We start from the raw sequence: 18,600 nt of genomic DNA, 5'->3' as shown, positions 1-18,600 counted from the left end.
TTTACCACATTCACCGCTGTTATTGCGCAGGTTTTTGAGCCCAAACGTGAATATAACGGCCTAGCGACAGATATGGCTCTTGGCGACATAGCTGTTTCTCTAGTTCCAACACATCTTCAAATTGGTAATCACCCATGTACTCCATATTACCTATGTAGTCACTGAAAGAGCGAATGCCTGATTTACCACAGATATCTAGACCAGCGTCTTCTATCCATTGATAAACCTCTTCAGGCTTCAAGCCTTTTTGTGGTTGCAGCTTAAACCTTTTTCGATGTGGCATCCCATTCAATACATGAGGAATGTTGCCACAAATCACATTTTTCAGGACTAAACCATGGTGGTTGTAAAACATTATCGAGGCAATACCACCGGGTTTTACTTGTTCCAACAATAAATCAAGTGCCTGTTTGGGGTCTGCTAGCCATTCCATTACGGCATGAAACATCACAAAATCGACTTTCTCTTCGAGATGCTCTGCCACTTTTTGTACCGGAGAATGAATAAATCGATATTGCTCGAGCAAACCCGCTTCGCTGATACTTTCTTCTGCGAGCTTCAACATTTCAGAGGAGAGGTCGCACAGAGAAACGTTGTGGCCTAGTGTCGCAATTTTTTGCGACATCTGTGCAAGTCCACCGCCTGCATCAAGCACATGCAGCGGCGAAGCGGATTGATCAAACTTGCTCAAAGCTTGTTCTAAATCTTCCCATACGATGCACTGACGGATCTCTCCTTTGTCAGAGCCGTATATGTTTTTTGCAAATTTGTGGGCAATATCGTCGAAATTACGGTCTTCAGTCACGGCTACTTGAGTTATTATGTCCTATCGTGCCTGCTATTCTGTCACAGGAATTTCAGGAATAAAGAGGCGATGTCTCTTTTTACTACTAAGTGATGTTTTTTCGGACTATTCGGATATGTTTGAGCTGAAAAAAGTAGTGTCTTCGTTACTGATGCCACTGCCAGCAATGTTAATTCTCGCTTTTCTGGGTTTAGCCCTAGTGATGTTTACTGCAAAAAGGAAGACAGGTTGCCTAATTACCCTTTCAGCCCTCTGTGGTATTTTCCTAATCGCTTTCCAGCCTGTTTCTAGTCAACTTTTAATGCCAATGGAAAGGCAACACACCGCTTTTTTACCTATCGATGACACCGTCGATTACATTATGGTTCTTGGAAGTGGTCACGTTGTTGATGACCAAATCCCACCAACATCAGAACTTAGCCGCACCGGTCTGATGCGCTTAAGTGAAGGGATTCGTATCTTACGTCTTTACCCTGGAGCTAAACTCATTTTGTCTGGTTATGGCGCAGGCACTGAGGTGAGCAACGCCAAAATGATGGCTAAAGTAGCGCTAGCACTCGGCGTGGCAAAACCCGATATCATTCTGCTTGAAACAGCGAAAGATACGTGGGAAGAAGCTCGCCAAGCCGCTGCATTCGTTAAGAATAAGAAAATGGTGCTCGTGACATCAGCTAGCCATATGACTCGCGCACTTAATGAATTCAATGCCGCGGGCATGAAACCATTACCAGCTCCAACCAACTACCTTGCACAAGAAGGGATTGTTGAACCATGGAATAAGTATATGCCTAAGGCTATCTATCTCGAGCAGACTGAGCGCTATTGGCATGAGACGATGGGATTAGTTTGGCAAAGCTTGCGAGATTGGCTAGACACAAGTAATGACCCTGTCGAGAGCAGTACTCCGACGGTAAACAATTAAAAAGTTCAGTAACAAAAAAACCGAGGCATCATTGATGTCTCGGTTTTTTTACGTTCAAGTATCGTTACTGAAATCAGCTTTCCACGGAAAATTAGTCACCAGCAAACATGTAACCTTCACCGTGAACCGTCACAAAAATTTGTGGATTCTTAGGGTCAAACTCCATTTTTGCACGCATACGACGGATTAACACGTCGATAGTGCGGTCATTCGGCGCGTCTACTCGATGGCTGATCATATTCAAAATACGTTCACGGCTTAATACTTGGTTAGGGTAAGAAGAGAGTGCAACCAATAGTTCATATTCAGCTTTGGTCAATTTCACCGGCTCGCTGTTCTTGCTTAGCGCACGGCGAGGTATATCAAACGTCCATTCACCAAAACGAACCACAGATTCGTCTTCTGTTTGTTCTACCGCAACCGCTGCAGTTTTACGAGCAGCCGAAATACGCCACAAGAGGTTTTTAACTCGAACCAACAACTCGCGAAGTTCGAAGGGTTTAGTAACGTAATCGTCTGCACCCATTTCAAGGCCAACGATCTTGTCAATGCTATCCGTGCGTCCAGTAACTAAAATTATTCCAATGTCTGATTGACTGCGTAATTCGCGAGTTAGCATCAATCCATCTTCGCCTGGCAAGTTGATGTCTAACATAATGAGGTCAACGTTATTTTCTTCTAACATTTTTCTCATTTGAGCCCCGCTTTCAGCTTCGCTCACTGTGTAACCTTCATTCTGGAAATATCCAACCAGTTTACTGCGGGTTACCACATCATCTTCTACGACTAATACGTGATAGCTCATCTACACCACTTTTCTTATTTAATAGTTTCAGTGACCATTCTATTCATAACTCGTAACAATTCTAGTACTACAGAAGATAAAAGCCAGAAACATGATTTTTTTTTGATACAAGACAATCTTAAACCTTGCTATTTGTCGCCCATCGCAATTCAATATAGGCATTACCACTAACGAGTAACTTTGCGTTTCGCAAATAACCTTGTTATTCAGCCTTGGTGTGCCTATACCCAAATCACTCGACGATGCTAGGTATACACACACCACAAGACTAAATCAGGATCTAAGAAATGAAAGATACGAAAGCATTCAACGAACAACGAGCAGAAATATACTGGTGGCTATCAAGCTTGTTCGCTAAAGAGCTCACTCAAGAAGAACTCGATCACTACCACTCTGTTGAAATTCGTTCTTTCCTAACTGGTTTAGGTGAAAATGAAACACTAAAGCCGGCGATTGATAGCTTAGTGGATGCGCTAAACCGTCTACAAACACGTGAAGATGCTCAATTAGAATTGTCTGCTGACTTCTGTGACTTATTCTTAAAGACTGATAAACATGGCGCACTTCCTTACGCTTCTATGTATATCGGCCAGACTGGCCTTTTGAACGATAAGCCAGCAAAAGATATGGAAGAGATCATGGCTAAACACAACTTGGTGGTAAACCAAGACCTAAAAGAGCCAGCTGACCACATTGCTATCGAACTCGATTTCCTAGGCAATCTAATCATTCGTTCGAACGAAACTGAACTTGAAGAAGAACTAGAGAAATCCTTCGCTGTTCAACAGCAATTTATCGAACAGCAACTGCTTACTTGGGTACCAAAGTTCAACGTTAAATGTCATGACATTGACACATTCGGTTTCTACGCATCAGTCTCATCCCTGCTATTGGCATTCTGTAAATTAGACACTCAATACCTAGCTGGCGAATAAGCTTTTTTTGACAACTCGATAAATAAATTCAATAGAATTGTGACCATTCACCCGGATTTCTGGGTGAATTTTATTGCGAGTAATTTCTAGTCAGTCTAAAATTGTGACCGCAAACGATAAAATATGAAACATTCACGAAATGCTACACTTATTGAAGTTCAGAGCATTTCGGTGTTAAGACAAGCCGCTCAATAGCGGTTTTTTGTTTTTTAGCACTTTAGTACCCAAAGAGCCCTACAAATTTAAGCTCTTAGTTAGGTAGCTTAACGGCTACTTCATTCCGTACTTTGGGAAAGTAGCTTCTAATAGGATAAAAACATGGCCACTATAAAAGATGTCGCACGCTTAGCCGGCGTATCAACAACAACCGTTTCTCACGTAATCAACAAAACTCGCTTTGTTGCTGAAGCGACTCAAGAAAAAGTAAACAAAGCCGTAGACGAACTGAACTATGCGCCAAGTGCCGTTGCTCGTAGTTTGAAGTGCAATACAACCCGCACCATCGGCATGCTAGTGACTCAATCAACTAACCTATTCTTCTCTGAAGTTATCGATGGTGTTGAGAGCTACTGCTACCGTCAAGGTTACACTTTGATCCTATGTAATACGGGCGGTATCTACGAAAAGCAACGTGACTACATTCGAATGCTTGCAGAGAAACGTGTAGATGGCATCTTAGTTATGTGTTCTGACCTGACTGAAGAACTAAGAGAGATGTTAGACCGTCACGCAGACATCCCTAAAGTTATCATGGACTGGGGCCCTGAAAGCTCTCAGGCTGATAAGATCATCGATAACTCTGAAGAAGGTGGCTACCTAGCAACCAAATACCTCATTGAGCGCGGTCACTCCAAGATTGCATGTTTAAGTGGCCACTTAGACAAAGCAGCGTGTGTTGAACGCATCTCAGGTTACAAGCGCGCACTCAATGAAGCGAAGATTACTGCCGATGAAAATATGATCATCGAAGGCAACTTTGAATGTGACACAGCTGTGATTGCTGCTGACCAAATCATTGAGATGAAAGATCGCCCTACCGCAGTATTCTGTTTTAACGACACGATGGCATTAGGACTGATGAGCCGATTACAAGAAAAAGGCATTCGTATTCCTGAAGATATCTCAGTGATCGGTTACGACAACATAGAATTGGCTGAATACTTCTCTCCACCGTTAACGACGGTTCACCAACCTAAGCGCCGTGTTGGTAAAAATGCATTCGAAATACTACTAGAGCGTATAAAAGACAAAGACCACGAGAAACGCGTCTTCGAAATGCACCCTGAAATTGTTGAGCGAAGTACAGTTAAAACGTTAAATTAATTGATGTAATGAGTTTAGTTTAATCAAGCGCACCTTTAGGTGCGTTTTTTTTCTCAACAAACAAGGTGCACTTGAGTGCATAATTCAAAGATCATTAATTGAAGCAATATCACATTTTGAAATAAGAAGTGTGAGCCTAATTCAACAAAAACTTTATTCTAATAACCCAGTCACGCACAGGGCAAACCACTTGAAAAAGTGGGACGCAAAGCTTCCGGCCTAAACCACTCGTTGGTATGGTAGCGGGGTTACCGATGGCAAAATGCAGTAACTTCTAATACTTTAGTAATTTACAGCCTATTGACAATTTAATTGCAACATTTTGCTAATCTCTCGGACCTGCTTATTTGGTGGCGTAGTTCAAATACACCGAGATAAATAACATGGATAAACCGATACTAAAGGACTCAATGAAATTATTTGAGCCCCTAGGAAAAATTAAGTCACGCTCAATGTTTGGTGGATTCGGGCTTTTTGCTGATGACACTATGTTTGCCCTGGTTGTGAATGACCAGTTGCATATACGAGCTGACAAATGCACAACACAACAATTCGAACAACAAGGATTTCAACCGTACGTCTACAAAAAACGTGGTTTTCCTGTCGTTACTAAATATTTCGCTTTACCTGAAGGCTTATGGCAAGACCAAGAGAAAATCTTGCAGCTTGCGACTACGTCTCTAGGTTTTGCTAAAGAAGAGAAAGCTGAACAATCTTCTGCTAAACCAACTAGACTCAAAGATCTGCCTAACCTTCGACTCGCTACCGAGCGGATGTTGAAAAAGGCAGGGATCGATTCTGTAGAACGTTTATATGAATCTGGCTCTGTAAACGCATTTAACGCCATCAAAGAATCGCATGCGTCTTCTGTCAGTATTGAACTGTTATGGGCGCTAGAAGGCGCGATCAATGGTACACATTGGTCTGTTATACCGCAGCAACGTCGTGAAGAGCTTATCAATCACGTCAATTAACATTGTCAGTGCAAACTATATAGATAACTAAGCCGCATTTTTGCGGCTTTTTTTATATCTGGTGAAAGTTATTCTATGCTTTGCCTGTCTATCTATACTAGTGGTATACATTGAAAAACTAATGGTATGCATTGAAAATTTAGAGGAAGTATCAATGAGTAAAAAAATGATATTGGGTATTGTGTTGGTCATAACCATCGTCTTGTTAGGCGTCAATTTCGGCCAGTACTTAACGCTTGAAAATGCAAAAGCCCAGCAAGCTGTTTTGAATGACTACATCGAGAGCAATTTCATTGCCGCTGCCGCTATCTATTTTGTCGCGTATGTCATGATTACGGCTTTCTCAATTCCTGGCGCTGCCGTTGTTACGCTGTTAGGCGCTGCGCTGTTTGGGTTTTGGAACAGTTTACTGCTGGTGTCTTTCGCGAGCGCTATTGGCGCAACCCTCGCCTTCTTAAGTAGCCGTTACTTGTTACGTGACTGGATCCAAACCAAGTTTGGCGACAAGTTAGCCACCATCAATAAGGGCGTTGAGAAAGACGGTGCATTTTACTTATTCTCGCTACGTCTAATTCCTGTTTTCCCATTTTTCCTTATCAATCTATTGATGGGTCTAACACCGATGTCGGTGAGTCGTTACTATATTACTAGCCAAATCGGTATGTTGCCGGGTACCGCCGTTTTCTTGAATGCCGGAACTCAACTCGCAGAAATTGATTCACTTTCGGGCATCGTGTCTCCCTCAGTACTGTTGTCATTTGCCTTACTGGGTGTGTTCCCAATTATTGCTAAATGGTTGATGAACAAATTTCGCTCAGCACCTGTCGCTGAGTAACGTATATAGCTAGCTAGATAGCTAAATAGCTAAATAGCTAAATAACTTAGTAACGCATGCAGCCAAATAAGGTTCTATTTCAATGAAAATCTTCAGTGCATCGAATCCAACAGAAGCTCATATCATCTGTGGATTGTTAGAAAGTGAGAATATTGCGTGTGAAGTCCGTGGTGAGGGTTTGTTTGGTTTAAAAGGTGAAATCCCATTTACCGAAGATACAGACCCTTACGTATGGTTACATGAGCCAGAACTCGCTAGTAAAGCCCGCACGATCGTCAATGACTACCAAAAACAGCAAGATTCGATCATCTATGAAGAGTGGCGTTGTGGTGAGTGTCATGAAATCAATGAAGCACAATTCGGGTCTTGTTGGCAGTGCGGCGCTGCTTCGCCTGAATAGCAAAGTTTCAGTTATTACAGACACGATTCGGTCAAATACCTCCTCCAAATAAAAACGGGAAGCTAAATTAGCTTCCCGTTTTTATTTTAATTCTATTGGATCATCGAGTCTGATAACCAACCCAGAGAATCACTGAATTTGCTTTTGGATAAAAGCGATAGATTGTTGATTGAATTCTTCAGGATTTTCTACATTACATACATGCCCACAGTTGGCAATTTCTACCAACTCGCTCGACTCGTGCGCTTCGACCATTTCTTTAACGGGTTTGATGAACATGTAATCGCGCTCGCCCATCAAATACAAAGTCGGAATCGGCAACTCCCTGTCTTTAAAGTATTTCATCAATGGGTTCACATCAGCCGTGAGGATAAACCAGCGCTTGAACTCTTTTTGGCACAGCTTTTTCGCTTCGCGGATAAACAGGTGTCGTGATTCTTTCTGACTTTTTTGCGGCATCACAACATAAGCAAAAAGGCTGTATAGCCACATATAAGGAATGATGTGCTTACTCAGGCTTCCTAATTTGATTAAGACTTGAGATCGAGTGTTGAGTTTAGTGACAGCACCACCAAGCACCATCGAACGTACTCTGCTTGCCGCCAGTTCGGCCACGTTACGAACGATAATTGTACCCAAAGACATACCAACAAAGTGTGCGGATCGGATTTTTAGATGATCTAACACTTTAAGAATATCGAGCGTTACTGATTTGAACGTATAACGGTTCGAAATCAGATCTTTAAGTATGTTGTCTGATTTACCGTGCCCTCTCAAGTCAATGAGAAGCAAGTTGAAATGCTGTTTATACGCTTTGATCTGCTTAAACCAAATGGAGGAACTGCCCCCTGCGCCATGCACAAACACAACCCACTCATCACTCGTAGGGTGAGTAAATGTTTTATGAAATAATAAACTCTCAGACATACCTATCGCTTAATTTATTTATGGAGCTAAGCCTCATCACAAGGCGATGACTAAGGATATCACGCAATTAAGAATTTTAAGTGATAATAGTGTCAAACCCAACACTAGTCATGTGAATACCTGACCACCTTTTCTACCTGACTAAAATGAGTTTGCAAGCTTTGTCTTTGGAAACGTGATGTGATCTGACCAGAAAAAAAAAGGCACTCTATCAGCAGAGCGCCTTCTTTTATTATGAACAGTTGTTATTCAACAACTGTATTTTAAAGCTAAGTCAACAAGTTAAAATGCAGAATGGTACATCGCAAGATATTCTTCTGCCGCATCTTCCCAACTAAAATCTTGTTGCATCGCGTAAAGTTGAACGCGCTTAATTTCAGATGGATTTTGAGCATAAAGTAGTAATGAGCGATGTAATACCGCTAGTAATGCTTGCGGTGTTGGTTCTTCAAAAGCAAAGCCTGTTGCTATCTCGGGATCCTGATCGTAATCATTCACACTGTCCTTTAAACCGCCAACAGAGCGCACAATAGGCAAAGTGCCGTAAGCCATGCTGTAGATTTGGTTCAAGCCACAAGGCTCAAATTCAGAAGGCATCAAGAAAAAATCAGAGCCCGCTTCAACCAAATGCGCTAGTTCATTATTGTAGGCTTCTACGAATGAGAACTTGTCTGAATGAAGTGCTGATAACTCTTTCAATTGACTCGCCAAAACCGGATCACCAGTACCGACAATCACGATCTGCAATTCGTTTTTCAAGAACTGCTCGATGACAGGCAGTAAGTAATGAACGCCTTTTTGGTTGGTCAGACGACAAACCATGCCATAAACCGCACAATCGGTAACGGGTAAACCAACATCTTGTTGCAGTTTTTGCTTACAAGCAGATTTTCCACGAGTCATGCTGTGTTTCGTTGCTTTGAATTTACGAGGAAGGGAAGCGTCTGTTTCCGGGTTCCAAGCTCCATAATCACAACCGTTGAGAATACCAAATAAGTCGGCCGAACGATGTTGGAACTCTGCTGCCATGCCATGGCTACCTAACTCCGTTTTCAGCTCTTCCGCATACGTTGGGCTTACTGCATTGACCTTATCGGCACACATCACCCCTGCTTTTAGCATGGTGACATGCGTGTCACTTACAGATGCTTCAGGCACATTGTAACTGTGCATCTCTGGCAGACATTGCAGTTCATCGTATGCGAACACCCCTTTGAAAACTGCATTGTGAATCGAGATAACACTGCGCGTATTTTCAAAGAATTCGTGTTGTTGATAACGTGATTTAAGCAAGAAAGGCACAAAGCCTGTGTGCCAGTCATTTGCATGAATGATATCAGGTTGGAACGCGAGCTTAGGAAGCATATCCAAACAAGCCGTACTGAAGAACGAAAAGCGCTCTCCGTTATCAGCATACGCTTGATTGTTCTCTGCGTACATTTCAGGACGGTCAAAATACTTGTCACATTCAATAGCGAAGATTTGAACACCTTCGACACTCAACTTTTTGACTTGATAAGCAGTATGAGGCCAATGATCGAGCTCGGTCGACAAAATCACTTCAGCTGAATCAATGTTTGGAATGTTTCTATAAGCAGGGATGGTCACTCGAACATCTTGTTCGAGTGTTTGTAACGCTTTTGGCAGTGCCTTGGCTACATCAGCCAAGCCACCACTTTTAATCAAGCCTTCAACTTCAGACGCTACAAAAAGTACCGAGAGAGTCTTAGTAACCAACTCGAGCTCCTTTGGAAATAACTACTACACCATCGTCAGAGACATGGTAATGCTTTTTATCTTCTTTCAGATTTACGCCAATCTGTGTTCCAGGTGCGATATCTGCATCTTTATCGACGATGACACGACGAAGTACGCAACCTTCACCCACTTTCACATCACCGAGTAAGATACTCTCACTAATATCACACGCTGATGCGATATTACTGCGGAAACCCAATACACACTTCTCAATGCGAGAGCCACGTACATAGCTGCCGTTACACACTAAGCTATCGATGATCTGAACACGGCCGTTTGCCGAATCAGTAAACGTAGCCGGCGGTAGTGGCGGATAGTATGTATGTAGTGGCCACTTGCGGTTGTATAGCGAGAATGGCGCATCTTTCTCAAGAAGATCCATATGAGCTTGCCAGTACGCGTCAATCGTACCTACATCGCGCCAATAAACTTCTTCTTTCTCACCAGTAATACGGTTAGTACTGAAGTCATAAACAAACACATCACCACGCGGAACCATGTTTGGAATGATGTCTTTTCCGAAATCATGTGTCGAGTCTTCTTTATCTGCATCTTCAACAAGTTCTGCGAACAACTCGTTAGCTTCAAATACGTAGTTACCCATAGACACAAGCGCAGACTCCGGGTCACCTGGAATTGGTTTCGGGTTAGCCGGTTTCTCTTCAAAACCAATCATACGGCCTTCAGCATCCACTTCGATAACGCCGAATTCAGATGCTTCAGCAAGCGGCATACGCAATGCAGAAACGGTTAAAGCCGCTTTCTTCTCTTTATGGAAATCAAGCATCTGCTTAATGTCCATTTTGTAAATATGATCTGATCCAAAAATACAAACTTGATCAGGTTCTTCCAACTGCATGAAGCGAAGGTTTTGATAAATAGCATCTGCTGTACCTTCATACCAACGCTTACCTGTACGCATTTGCGCAGGGATTGGGTCGATAAAACGGTCGGTTATACCACTGATATTCCAACCTTTTTTCATGTGATGGAACAGTGATTGTGACTTAAACTGTGTTAATACGTAGATCTTCATTAGATCAGCATTAACGAAGTTATTCAGAGCGAAATCAATTAAGCGGTAACTACCACCGAAAGGAACCGAGGGTTTGCTGCGAGATTCAGTTAAAGGTCTTAAGCGAGAGCCTTCACCACCAGCAAGAATCATTCCCAATACACCAGCCATTTTATTCTCCATATATTTATAGCTTGTCGATGTTAGTGCTCTAAGAGGTATCTTCCTCTGGGGGATGAGCACCAACACTTATTTCGGTACTTAACGAATATCCATTCACATGCAGTGAAAATATCCTAAGCCAAACGTTGTTAAGTGTGCACTATTGTTTGCACTTGGTTTTATATACGTTATCGACTTTCCGGCCGATTTCAATTTTTAATACGCCATTCTGTGTTATGTAAGCCGATTGCTTTCCTAAGACTTAAAGCAGCTCACATTACACTGTTTTTATGAAACATTAAGTTAACACTCGGAATACATCAGGTATACAACTAAAACCTGATCTGTGACTTACAATATTTTAATTAAGTTACAATCACATTAAAGTTGCATAATTAAAGATTATTATCCATTTCATTTATTTCATGACCTGAATTTAACAAATAGACACAGGTAAGGCCGACGATCGAGAGACAGCATAATTAGTCATATTTAGATCAAAAAAAAGCAGCCTAATGGCTGCTTTTTCATCAATAAAATGCCAACCCATATCAGATCGGGTCACACATTCAGTTACTTCTCTTTAGGCTTTTTACGCTTATCCGTAACTTCCCACTTACCGTCGATGTACAAAGCGGTCCAACCTGAAGGTTTACCGTCCACTTCGGTACGAACGTAGTTTTCTTTTGTCTTACGACTAAAACGAACTACTGTCGGCTTGCCATCAGGATCAGCAACCGGTGCTGATGCCAGATACTGGAATTTAGGTGAAATACGGTCTTTAAAACGAACCAGCTCTTCCACTAATGGTGCACGTGTTTCACGTGATTTAGGGAAATTACTCGCGGCCATAAACAGACCAGAAGCCCCGTCACGAAGTACGAAGTATGCATCTGAATTTTCACATGGGAGTTCAGGGAAATGCACTGGGTCTTCTTTCGGTGGCGCTACTTCACCATTTTTCAGAATCTTCCGAGTGTTCTTACAATCTTCACTCGTACAGTCCATGTATTTACCGAAACGACCATTCTTCAAAACCATGTCAGAACTACATTTGTCACACTCAACAAGCGGACCATCATAGCCTTTCACTTTGAATTCGCCGTGTTCAACCACATAACCTTCACAGTTAGGGTTGTTACCACACACGTGCATCTTACGCTTATCATCGATCAGATAAGCATCCATTGCCGTTTCACAAATCGGACAACGCTTTTTCGCTCGAAGTGCTGCGGTTTCAACGTCTTCTTCAAGAACGTTGATAATACCGTCTTCATCGCCAAGGTTGATGGTTGTCTTACAGCGCTCTTTTGGTGGAAGTGCATAACCAGAACAACCTAGGAATACGCCAGTCGAAGCTGTACGAATACCCATTTTACGACTACAAGTTGGACACTCAATATCGGTTTCAACGATATGATTTGGCTTCATGCCACCAGCGTCTTCATCTAAATCGGCTTTTTCCAAATCGCCTGTAAAGTCTTCGAAGAAGTTATCTAGCACGCCTTTCCAGCTTGCTTCGCCTTCTGCAATTTGGTCTAACTTCTGCTCCATACGAGCCGTAAAGTCATAGTTCATTAGGTCATTGAAACTGCCATCTAGACGGTCAGTAACAATTTCACCCATCTTCTCAGCATAGAAACGACGCTGTTCAACTTTTACATAACCACGGTCTTGAATCGTAGAGATGATTGATGCGTACGTTGAAGGACGACCAATACCACGCTTCTCAAGCTCTTTAACTAGCGCCGCTTCAGTAAAACGGGCTGGCGGCTTAGTGAAGTGCTGTTTAGGGTCTAATGCGATTAGGTCTAGCTTTTCACCAACCTGTACAGCAGGAAGAATCGTATCTTCATTTTTACCCATTGGACGTTGAACGCGAGTCCAACCATCAAATTTAAGAATACGACCTTTCGCTTTTAACGTGTACTCATCCGCTTTAACGCTTACCGTCGTTGAATCGTACTGCGCAGGTGTCATTTGACATGCAACAAATTGATTCCAAATCAGCGAGTAAAGCTTGTGTGCGTCTGCGTCTACGCCGTTTAGGTCTTCAGACTTAACATCTACACTTGAAGGACGAATCGCTTCGTGAGCCTCTTGTGCGCCCTCTTTGCTGCCGTATACAAGCGCCTTCGGTGGAAGGTATTGTGCGCCAAACTCAGAACCAATATATTCACGAGCGGCTTCTACAGCTTCTGAACTCAAGTTAGTTGAGTCAGTACGCATATAAGTGATGTAACCCGCTTCATACAAACGTTGAGCCAACATCATGGTTTTCTTTACGCCGTAACCAAGACGTGTGCTCGCCGCTTGTTGCAGAGTCGACGTGATGTAAGGTGCAGACGGCTTACTCTTAGTTGGGCGGTCTTCACGTTTACATACTTCGTATTGCGCTTTTTCTAAAACGCTTACTGCAGCTTGTGTTTGCGCTTCATTATCAGGTTTAAACGCAACACCGTCTTTTTGAGCGACTTGCAGTCTGAAATCTGTTTTCTCTGCCGTTTTGGTATCAGCATGCACATCCCAGAACTCTTCAGGGATAAAAGCGTTGATCTCGCGCTCACGTTCAACCAGTAGTTTTACAGCTACAGATTGAACACGGCCAGCGGATAGGCCTCGTGCTACTTTTTTCCAAAGCAGTGGTGACACCATAAAGCCAACAACACGGTCCATAAAACGTCGTGCTTGTTGTGCGTTTACGCCGTCGATATTTAGCTCACCTGGAGTTTCGAAAGCTTGCTGAATAGCATTTTTAGTAATTTCGTTAAAAACCACTCGTTTGTATCGCGTTTCATCACCACCGATGATCTCACGAAGGTGCCATGCGATAGCTTCTCCTTCGCGGTCCAAATCGGTTGCGAGATAAACATGGTCTGCGTTCTCAGCCAGTTTTTGCAATTCAGCAACGACTTTTTCTTTGCCCGGTAAGATTTGGTAATTCGCTTCCCACTCTTGATAAGGGTTGATACCCATCTTTTTAATAAGCGCTTTGCGATCTTTTTCTTTCTTGATACGAGCTTTATCTTCTGGGCTCATACCCTTGGTTGAAACTGCAGCAGCCTTCTGACCTGTACTTTGACCCGCCGTTGGTAAATCACGAACGTGACCTACACTCGACTTAACGACAAAGTCTTTGCCAAGATATTTATTGATAGTTTTAGCCTTGGCTGGCGACTCCACTATAACGAGCGATTTACCCATATTGACTCTAACGTCCTTAATCACGATGCTTCAACACCAACAATTTTACTTGTGGGCTTTTACGCATGATATTCTAAATTCATTGCTTCTTTTTTTACTATTGTGCGAGATTACTAGAAGATCAACCGCTTTTTTCAAAATTGGATCTGATCGCTCGACAATTCGACGACTCATAGAGAAAAGAGTCACAATATAAAGAAGCTATAAAGTACTCACTAAGAATACTTGCAAGAGCCTATTCATCAGGCATTACGTCTAAACGCGCTCATACTAAGCTTGTCGGCGAATCTAACGCGAGCCCCATTCAATTATTTTTGTCATAAATCACAAAATAAATTGTGGATGTTTGAAAAGACTCTCTTAATCGGTTGTGAAATCATTGAATTTCTAGTTCGACACCATAAACTCAACGATATATTCAGTTATCAGAGATAAACTCATGACAAAGAAAGTAATAGCAGAATTTGATTTACTGCTTATCGCAAACCAAATTATCCAATCACATGATGACTACATTGAAGGCATGCGCGCAAACAGCGTAGTAGAAAAAGACGATGTACTCATTTTCAAAGGTGAATACTTCTTAGACAACAACGGAATGCCGACAGAAAATACAACCGCGGTATTTAACATGTTTAAGTACTTGGCGCATCACCTTTCGAAAGAATTTACAATTCAGCAATAATTAAAAAGCTTGCCATCTAGGCAAGCTTTTTTGTTCCTGGACCTTTATATACTTATCATTTTTATAGACTTAGTATTTTTATAGACTCAGCATTTTCAGCTTATCGAAGTAGTCAGGGAATGTCTTGGATGTACAACCTGGATCATTGATCGTCACCGGGGTGTCACTCAAAGCAACCAATGAGAAACACATCGCCATGCGGTGATCATCGTAAGTATCAATCGCCGCGTGCGTCAGTTCAGCCACAGGGTTAACAATGATGTAGTCTTCACCCTCTTCCACCTCAGCGCCTACTTTACGTAGTTCTGTTGCCATTGCCGCTAAGCGATCCGTCTCTTTCACACGCCAGTTGTAAACATTGCGGATTGCGGTTGTTCCCTTAGCAAACAAAGCCGTTGTCGCAATTGTCATCGCCGCATCTGGAATATGGTTGTAGTCCATATCAATGCCTTTTAGCTCACCACAACGAGAGATAACGTAGTCATCACCCCATTCAATTTCAGCACCCATTTTCTCAAGTGCATCAGCGAATTGGATATCACCTTGGATACTGTTTTTGCCAATACCTGTCACTTTAATCTCGCCACCTTTGATAGCAGCGGCTGCAAGGAAATATGACGCAGATGATGCATCACCTTCAACCAAGAAATCACCGGGTGCTGTGTAAGATTGCCCGGTTAGAATCACAAATTCTTGGTAGTCATTGTTGATAACATCCACACCAAATTGCTTCATGATATGCAGCGTAATATCGATGTAAGGCTTAGAAACCAATTCACCCTCGATTTTGATGGTTACTTCGCCTTCAGCTAAAGGTGCAGCCATCAAAAATGCCGTCAAGAATTGACTAGAGATAGAACCGTCGATAGAAACCGTACCACTCTTCAGACCGGTACCTGTGATCTTCAATGGTGGATAGTTTTCGTTTTCTAAGTATTCAACGTCGGCACCGGCTTCTCTCAGTGCAGTCACTAAGTGACCAATTGGACGCTCTTTCATACGTGGTTCACCAGTAAGAACGTATTCACCGCGACCTAAACAAAGTGCAGCAGCCAATGGACGCATTGCTGTACCCGCGTTACCTAAGAAAAGCTCTAGGGCTTTGTCACTTGAAAATGCACCACCAACACCTGTCACTTCACAAACTGTTTTGTCTGCAGACAACTGATAATCAACACCTAACTGTGTTAATGCATTCAACATATGACGAATGTCATCACTGTCTAGTAAGTTTGTTAGGCGAGTTGTTCCCGTTGAAAGTGCAGCCAAAAGAAGCGCACGATTAGAAACACTTTTTGAGCCAGGTAGGTTAACTTCCCCGCTCACTTTCTGAATTGGTTGTAACGTAAGGCTTTCCATTAGTTCTTATAGTCCTTGTACCACCCGAAGTCACTGGCGCGTATTTATTTTCGGGTGATGAATAATTCTTCGTACTTGCAGACTAACGAACTTTTCCAACGAACTCCAGAGCTAATCCCCTCGATAAAGGCGATTAATTAGCCAACCAAACACATTTGCATACTAGTACGCTAGATCAACTCGAACGCCATCCGAAAAATAGAGAATCCGCACATCATCACCTCTATTGAACAACATCGAATTGTCAACGTCTTGAATGATGTTAACCAGATTGTCATCCTTGGTTTTAACCAATAATTCAACGAGTTTATATTCCACCCGATATTGCGTATTGCCGCGATTACGAGCGATCCCCGCCCCCGCTACAGCACCAACCGCCGTTGCGACTTCTTTACCTGTGCCGCCACCAAACTGATTACCAACCAAACCACCAATTGCCGCACCCAACAAGGTTTCCCAACCATTCGCTTTCGACTCTACGATCTCCTGTTGGGTAATGTACCTGACCGTATCAACCTCACCGTAAACGACCTCATTCACTGGTCTGGCTTGGTTTCTGTTGTAAGCTGCATTTGCCAACATGGGCAAAACAAGTAAAATCCAAAGCAACTTCTTCATGGTAAAACTCCTAAAGACCTCTTGGTCAGTGATTAATCTGTAATGCGGTACTTATGACTATATACCTAACCGAACTTGATACTACTAGTATAGAGTTTCCTTCGCCCTTCGACGCGCTTGATGAACCCAACGGTCTACTCGCGTTCGGTGGTGATTTGTCACCGATGCGAATTTTGAACGCTTATAGCCAAGGTATATTTCCATGGTATGGCCCAGGAGAGCCTATACTTTGGTGGAGCCCTGCACCGCGAGCGGTATTTAATCCTAAGACATTCGAACCATCAAAAAGTCTTAAAAAATTTCAAAGAAAGCATAATTACCGTGTCAGCATCAACCAAGCGACGGACAGAATAATTGGTTATTGCTCTTCACTGAGACCCGAAGAGGAAACTTGGTTAAACAATGACATGCAAGCAGCCTACCGTGAACTCGCTTCATTAGGGTTCTGCCACTCAGTTGAGGTTTGGCAAGATGATGAACTGATCGGCGGACTTTACGGGTTACAAAGAGGCCAAGTCTTTTGCGGTGAATCGATGTTCAGCCTGAAGACTAATGCCTCTAAAATTGCGCTATGGTACTTTTGCGAGCACTTTACACAATTCGGCGGACAACTCATTGATTGCCAAGTCATGAACCCACACTTGGAATCCTTGGGCGCTATCGAGGTTGATAGGGATGAATTCCTGAGTTCTCTTCGATTACTCAAAGAAACGTCCGTTAACGATGCATGTTTTAAAAAACAATGGCTAAAGGAAATGCCTTAATGAATCCAGATTTACAACAAATCAGAATTGGATTAACAGACAATCACGCTTGCAGTTACTTACCCCACCTCGAAGAAAGAGTGGCAGTCACGCTTGATGAACACATGCACACCGCAGATAACTATGAAGTTCTACTTGCGAATGGATTTCGCCGCAGTGGAACAACCATTTATAAACCACATTGCGATAATTGCTCATCGTGCCAAGCGATTCGACTGTCGATTCCCGAGGTCAAGTTTTCCAAGAGCCAACGACGAATACTCAACAAGGCCAAAGCGCTGCGTTGGGAGCTGAAAGATGAAATGGATGACAACTGGTTTGACTTGTATAGCCGCTATATAACCGCTCGCCACCGTTCGGGAACCATGTATCCACCGAAGAAAGAAGAGTTTCTGCATTTCTCTAAAAATGAATGGCTTGCTACAAAGTTCATGCACATCTATGATGAGGGGCAGTTAGTCGGCATTGCCGTTACAGACATCATGTCTCACTGTACGAGCGCGTTTTATACCTTCTTCGACCCTGATATCGACATTTCCATGGGAACTCTTGGCGTTCTATTCCAGATCCAACATGCCCAGAAAGAACAAAAACAATGGTTATATTTGGGTTATCAAATCGATGAATGCCCTGCGATGAACTATAAAGTACGATTTCAACGTCATCAAAGGCTAGTAAATCAGCGGTGGCGAGGGTAGAATACGCGACAACTTTACATATTTTGATTTTAACGGCACAATCAAGCCGTTGAAAACCGCCAAATTTCGAAAGAGGATTAGATGGCTAAAGAAGACGTAATCGAGATGCAAGGCACTGTCCTTGATACTCTACCAAACACAATGTTCCGTGTTGAGCTTGAAAACGGTCACGTAGTGACAGCACACATCTCTGGTAAAATGCGTAAGAACTACATCCGTATTCTTACTGGTGATAAAGTAACTGTTGAGATGACTCCATACGACCTTTCTAAAGGCCGCATCGTCTTCCGTGCTCGTTAATTTTTAATTACCGAATACGATAAGAAGCGGAGCCCTCAAGGCTCCGTTTTTTATCGCCTGAACTTTTTACCACTCCAACAACACCAACCTCGCATCTAGCATCTAGCATCT

The 18,600-nt window shown here is 42.7% G+C and carries 18 protein-coding genes and 1 riboswitch; of the genes, 10 read left to right on the top strand and 8 right to left on the bottom strand.

All coding sequences use genetic code 11. From position 1 onward, the window contains the following. Positions 1 to 19 precede the first annotated feature (19 nt). Positions 20 to 805, bottom strand: coding sequence for a tRNA uridine 5-oxyacetic acid(34) methyltransferase CmoM (cmoM, locus tag AB4180_RS18300; protein WP_009846357.1), 786 nt, complete (start codon positions 803 to 805; stop codon positions 20 to 22). 115 nt (positions 806 to 920) lie between these two features. Between cmoM and elyC the strand changes: the two genes are divergently transcribed. Then, on the top strand, positions 921 to 1,727 hold the full coding sequence (gene elyC, locus AB4180_RS18295; RefSeq protein ID WP_009846356.1) for an envelope biogenesis factor ElyC: 807 nt from the start codon (positions 921 to 923) through the stop codon (positions 1,725 to 1,727). Between the two features lie 91 nt (positions 1,728 to 1,818). On the opposite strand, the gene torR is transcribed toward elyC, so the two are convergent. Continuing rightward, positions 1,819 to 2,532, bottom strand: coding sequence for a two-component system response regulator TorR (gene torR / locus AB4180_RS18290; protein ID WP_009846355.1), 714 nt, complete (start codon positions 2,530 to 2,532; stop codon positions 1,819 to 1,821). Between the two features lie 287 nt (positions 2,533 to 2,819). Here torR and torD point away from each other — a divergent pair, with 287 nt between their 5' ends. The 5 genes from torD (at position 2,820) to AB4180_RS18265 (ending at position 6,999) form a co-directional block, all read left to right on the top strand. After that, positions 2,820 to 3,467, top strand: coding sequence for a molecular chaperone TorD (gene torD, locus AB4180_RS18285; RefSeq protein ID WP_012603615.1), 648 nt, complete (start codon positions 2,820 to 2,822; stop codon positions 3,465 to 3,467). A gap of 318 nt (positions 3,468 to 3,785) precedes the next feature. Then, positions 3,786 to 4,790 (top strand): HTH-type transcriptional repressor PurR, encoded by a 1,005-nt coding sequence (gene purR / locus AB4180_RS18280; RefSeq protein WP_017099945.1) that lies wholly within the window; start codon positions 3,786 to 3,788, stop codon positions 4,788 to 4,790. 170 nt (positions 4,791 to 4,960) lie between these two features. Further along, positions 4,961 to 5,046: riboswitch (cyclic di-GMP riboswitch) on the top strand. A 127-nt stretch (positions 5,047 to 5,173) separates the two neighbouring features. Then, positions 5,174 to 5,764: a TfoX/Sxy family DNA transformation protein gene (locus AB4180_RS18275; protein WP_009846352.1), complete on the top strand. Its 591-nt coding sequence runs from the start codon at positions 5,174 to 5,176 to the stop codon at positions 5,762 to 5,764. 154 nt (positions 5,765 to 5,918) lie between these two features. Further along, a complete protein-coding gene (locus AB4180_RS18270) occupies positions 5,919 to 6,599 on the top strand; it encodes a TVP38/TMEM64 family protein (RefSeq protein ID WP_009846351.1) in 681 nt (226 codons plus the stop codon). A gap of 82 nt (positions 6,600 to 6,681) precedes the next feature. Then, positions 6,682 to 6,999 (top strand): DUF2007 domain-containing protein, encoded by a 318-nt coding sequence (locus tag AB4180_RS18265; protein WP_102248916.1) that lies wholly within the window; start codon positions 6,682 to 6,684, stop codon positions 6,997 to 6,999. A 129-nt stretch (positions 7,000 to 7,128) separates the two neighbouring features. Here the strand turns inward: AB4180_RS18265 and AB4180_RS18260 are convergent, their stop codons facing one another. The 4 genes from AB4180_RS18260 to topA form a co-directional block, all read right to left on the bottom strand. After that, positions 7,129 to 7,926: an alpha/beta fold hydrolase gene (locus tag AB4180_RS18260; protein WP_102248917.1), complete on the bottom strand. Its 798-nt coding sequence runs from the start codon at positions 7,924 to 7,926 to the stop codon at positions 7,129 to 7,131. Positions 7,927 to 8,208: 282 nt separating this feature from the next. Continuing rightward, a complete protein-coding gene (gene glgA / locus AB4180_RS18255; RefSeq protein WP_102248918.1) occupies positions 8,209 to 9,663 on the bottom strand; it encodes a glycogen synthase GlgA in 1,455 nt (484 codons plus the stop codon). Next, complete coding sequence (glgC, locus tag AB4180_RS18250; RefSeq protein ID WP_080518005.1) at positions 9,653 to 10,882, bottom strand: glucose-1-phosphate adenylyltransferase; 1,230 nt, start codon at positions 10,880 to 10,882, stop codon at positions 9,653 to 9,655. The genes glgA and glgC overlap by 11 nt, the downstream gene beginning before the upstream one ends. 552 nt (positions 10,883 to 11,434) lie before the next feature. Next, positions 11,435 to 14,065, bottom strand: a complete 2,631-nt coding sequence (gene topA, locus AB4180_RS18245; RefSeq protein WP_012603610.1) for a type I DNA topoisomerase — start codon at positions 14,063 to 14,065, stop codon at positions 11,435 to 11,437. Positions 14,066 to 14,504: 439 nt separating this feature from the next. Here topA and AB4180_RS18240 point away from each other — a divergent pair, with 439 nt between their 5' ends. Then, positions 14,505 to 14,750, top strand: coding sequence for a YciN family protein (locus AB4180_RS18240; RefSeq protein WP_009846345.1), 246 nt, complete (start codon positions 14,505 to 14,507; stop codon positions 14,748 to 14,750). A gap of 78 nt (positions 14,751 to 14,828) precedes the next feature. Here AB4180_RS18240 and aroA read toward each other — a convergent pair whose 3' ends face one another. Continuing rightward, complete coding sequence (gene aroA / locus AB4180_RS18235) at positions 14,829 to 16,109, bottom strand: 3-phosphoshikimate 1-carboxyvinyltransferase (RefSeq protein WP_102248919.1); 1,281 nt, start codon at positions 16,107 to 16,109, stop codon at positions 14,829 to 14,831. Between the two features lie 162 nt (positions 16,110 to 16,271). Next, on the bottom strand, positions 16,272 to 16,727 hold the full coding sequence (locus tag AB4180_RS18230) for a glycine zipper 2TM domain-containing protein (protein ID WP_012603608.1): 456 nt from the start codon (positions 16,725 to 16,727) through the stop codon (positions 16,272 to 16,274). A gap of 53 nt (positions 16,728 to 16,780) precedes the next feature. Between AB4180_RS18230 and aat the strand changes: the two genes are divergently transcribed. From aat to infA, 3 genes are all read left to right on the top strand, one after another. Then, complete coding sequence (gene aat, locus AB4180_RS18225; protein ID WP_102248920.1) at positions 16,781 to 17,491, top strand: leucyl/phenylalanyl-tRNA--protein transferase; 711 nt, start codon at positions 16,781 to 16,783, stop codon at positions 17,489 to 17,491. Then, positions 17,491 to 18,189 carry an arginyltransferase gene (locus tag AB4180_RS18220; RefSeq protein WP_029223914.1) on the top strand — a complete coding sequence of 233 codons (699 nt, stop codon included), beginning with the start codon at positions 17,491 to 17,493 and terminating at the stop codon, positions 18,187 to 18,189. The genes aat and AB4180_RS18220 overlap by 1 nt, the downstream gene beginning before the upstream one ends. Before the next feature lie 81 nt (positions 18,190 to 18,270). Beyond that, the gene (gene infA, locus AB4180_RS18215) at positions 18,271 to 18,489 is read left to right on the top strand and encodes a translation initiation factor IF-1 (RefSeq protein ID WP_001040192.1); all 219 of its coding nucleotides are present in this window, start codon (positions 18,271 to 18,273) and stop codon (positions 18,487 to 18,489) included. Positions 18,490 to 18,600 lie beyond the last annotated feature (111 nt).

Origin of the sequence: Vibrio sp. 10N.286.49.C3, assembly GCF_041469545.1 — a bacterium.
Lineage (GTDB): Bacteria > Pseudomonadota > Gammaproteobacteria > Enterobacterales > Vibrionaceae > Vibrio > Vibrio tasmaniensis_A.
Note: the sequence above shows the minus strand (reverse complement) of the source record. Positions and strands in the feature narration are given on the sequence as shown.

What these genes read in the sequence shown, in the direction of transcription:
- elyC (WP_009846356.1), top strand. Translation starts at nt 921, where the DNA reads ATGTTTGAGCTGAAAAAAGTAGTGTCTTCGTTACTGATGCCACTGCCA.
- torR (WP_009846355.1), bottom strand. Translation starts at nt 2,532, where the DNA reads ATGAGCTATCACGTATTAGTCGTAGAAGATGATGTGGTAACCCGCAGT.
- torD (WP_012603615.1), top strand. Translation starts at nt 2,820, where the DNA reads ATGAAAGATACGAAAGCATTCAACGAACAACGAGCAGAAATATACTGG.
- purR (WP_017099945.1), top strand. Translation starts at nt 3,786, where the DNA reads ATGGCCACTATAAAAGATGTCGCACGCTTAGCCGGCGTATCAACAACA.
- AB4180_RS18275 (WP_009846352.1), top strand. Translation starts at nt 5,174, where the DNA reads ATGGATAAACCGATACTAAAGGACTCAATGAAATTATTTGAGCCCCTA.
- AB4180_RS18270 (WP_009846351.1), top strand. Translation starts at nt 5,919, where the DNA reads ATGAGTAAAAAAATGATATTGGGTATTGTGTTGGTCATAACCATCGTC.
- AB4180_RS18265 (WP_102248916.1), top strand. Translation starts at nt 6,682, where the DNA reads ATGAAAATCTTCAGTGCATCGAATCCAACAGAAGCTCATATCATCTGT.
- AB4180_RS18260 (WP_102248917.1), bottom strand. Translation starts at nt 7,926, where the DNA reads ATGTCTGAGAGTTTATTATTTCATAAAACATTTACTCACCCTACGAGT.
- glgC (WP_080518005.1), bottom strand. Translation starts at nt 10,882, where the DNA reads ATGGAGAATAAAATGGCTGGTGTATTGGGAATGATTCTTGCTGGTGGT.
- topA (WP_012603610.1), bottom strand. Translation starts at nt 14,065, where the DNA reads ATGGGTAAATCGCTCGTTATAGTGGAGTCGCCAGCCAAGGCTAAAACT.
- AB4180_RS18240 (WP_009846345.1), top strand. Translation starts at nt 14,505, where the DNA reads ATGACAAAGAAAGTAATAGCAGAATTTGATTTACTGCTTATCGCAAAC.
- aroA (WP_102248919.1), bottom strand. Translation starts at nt 16,109, where the DNA reads ATGGAAAGCCTTACGTTACAACCAATTCAGAAAGTGAGCGGGGAAGTT.
- AB4180_RS18230 (WP_012603608.1), bottom strand. Translation starts at nt 16,727, where the DNA reads ATGAAGAAGTTGCTTTGGATTTTACTTGTTTTGCCCATGTTGGCAAAT.
- aat (WP_102248920.1), top strand. Translation starts at nt 16,781, where the DNA reads ATGACTATATACCTAACCGAACTTGATACTACTAGTATAGAGTTTCCT.
- AB4180_RS18220 (WP_029223914.1), top strand. Translation starts at nt 17,491, where the DNA reads ATGAATCCAGATTTACAACAAATCAGAATTGGATTAACAGACAATCAC.
- infA (WP_001040192.1), top strand. Translation starts at nt 18,271, where the DNA reads ATGGCTAAAGAAGACGTAATCGAGATGCAAGGCACTGTCCTTGATACT.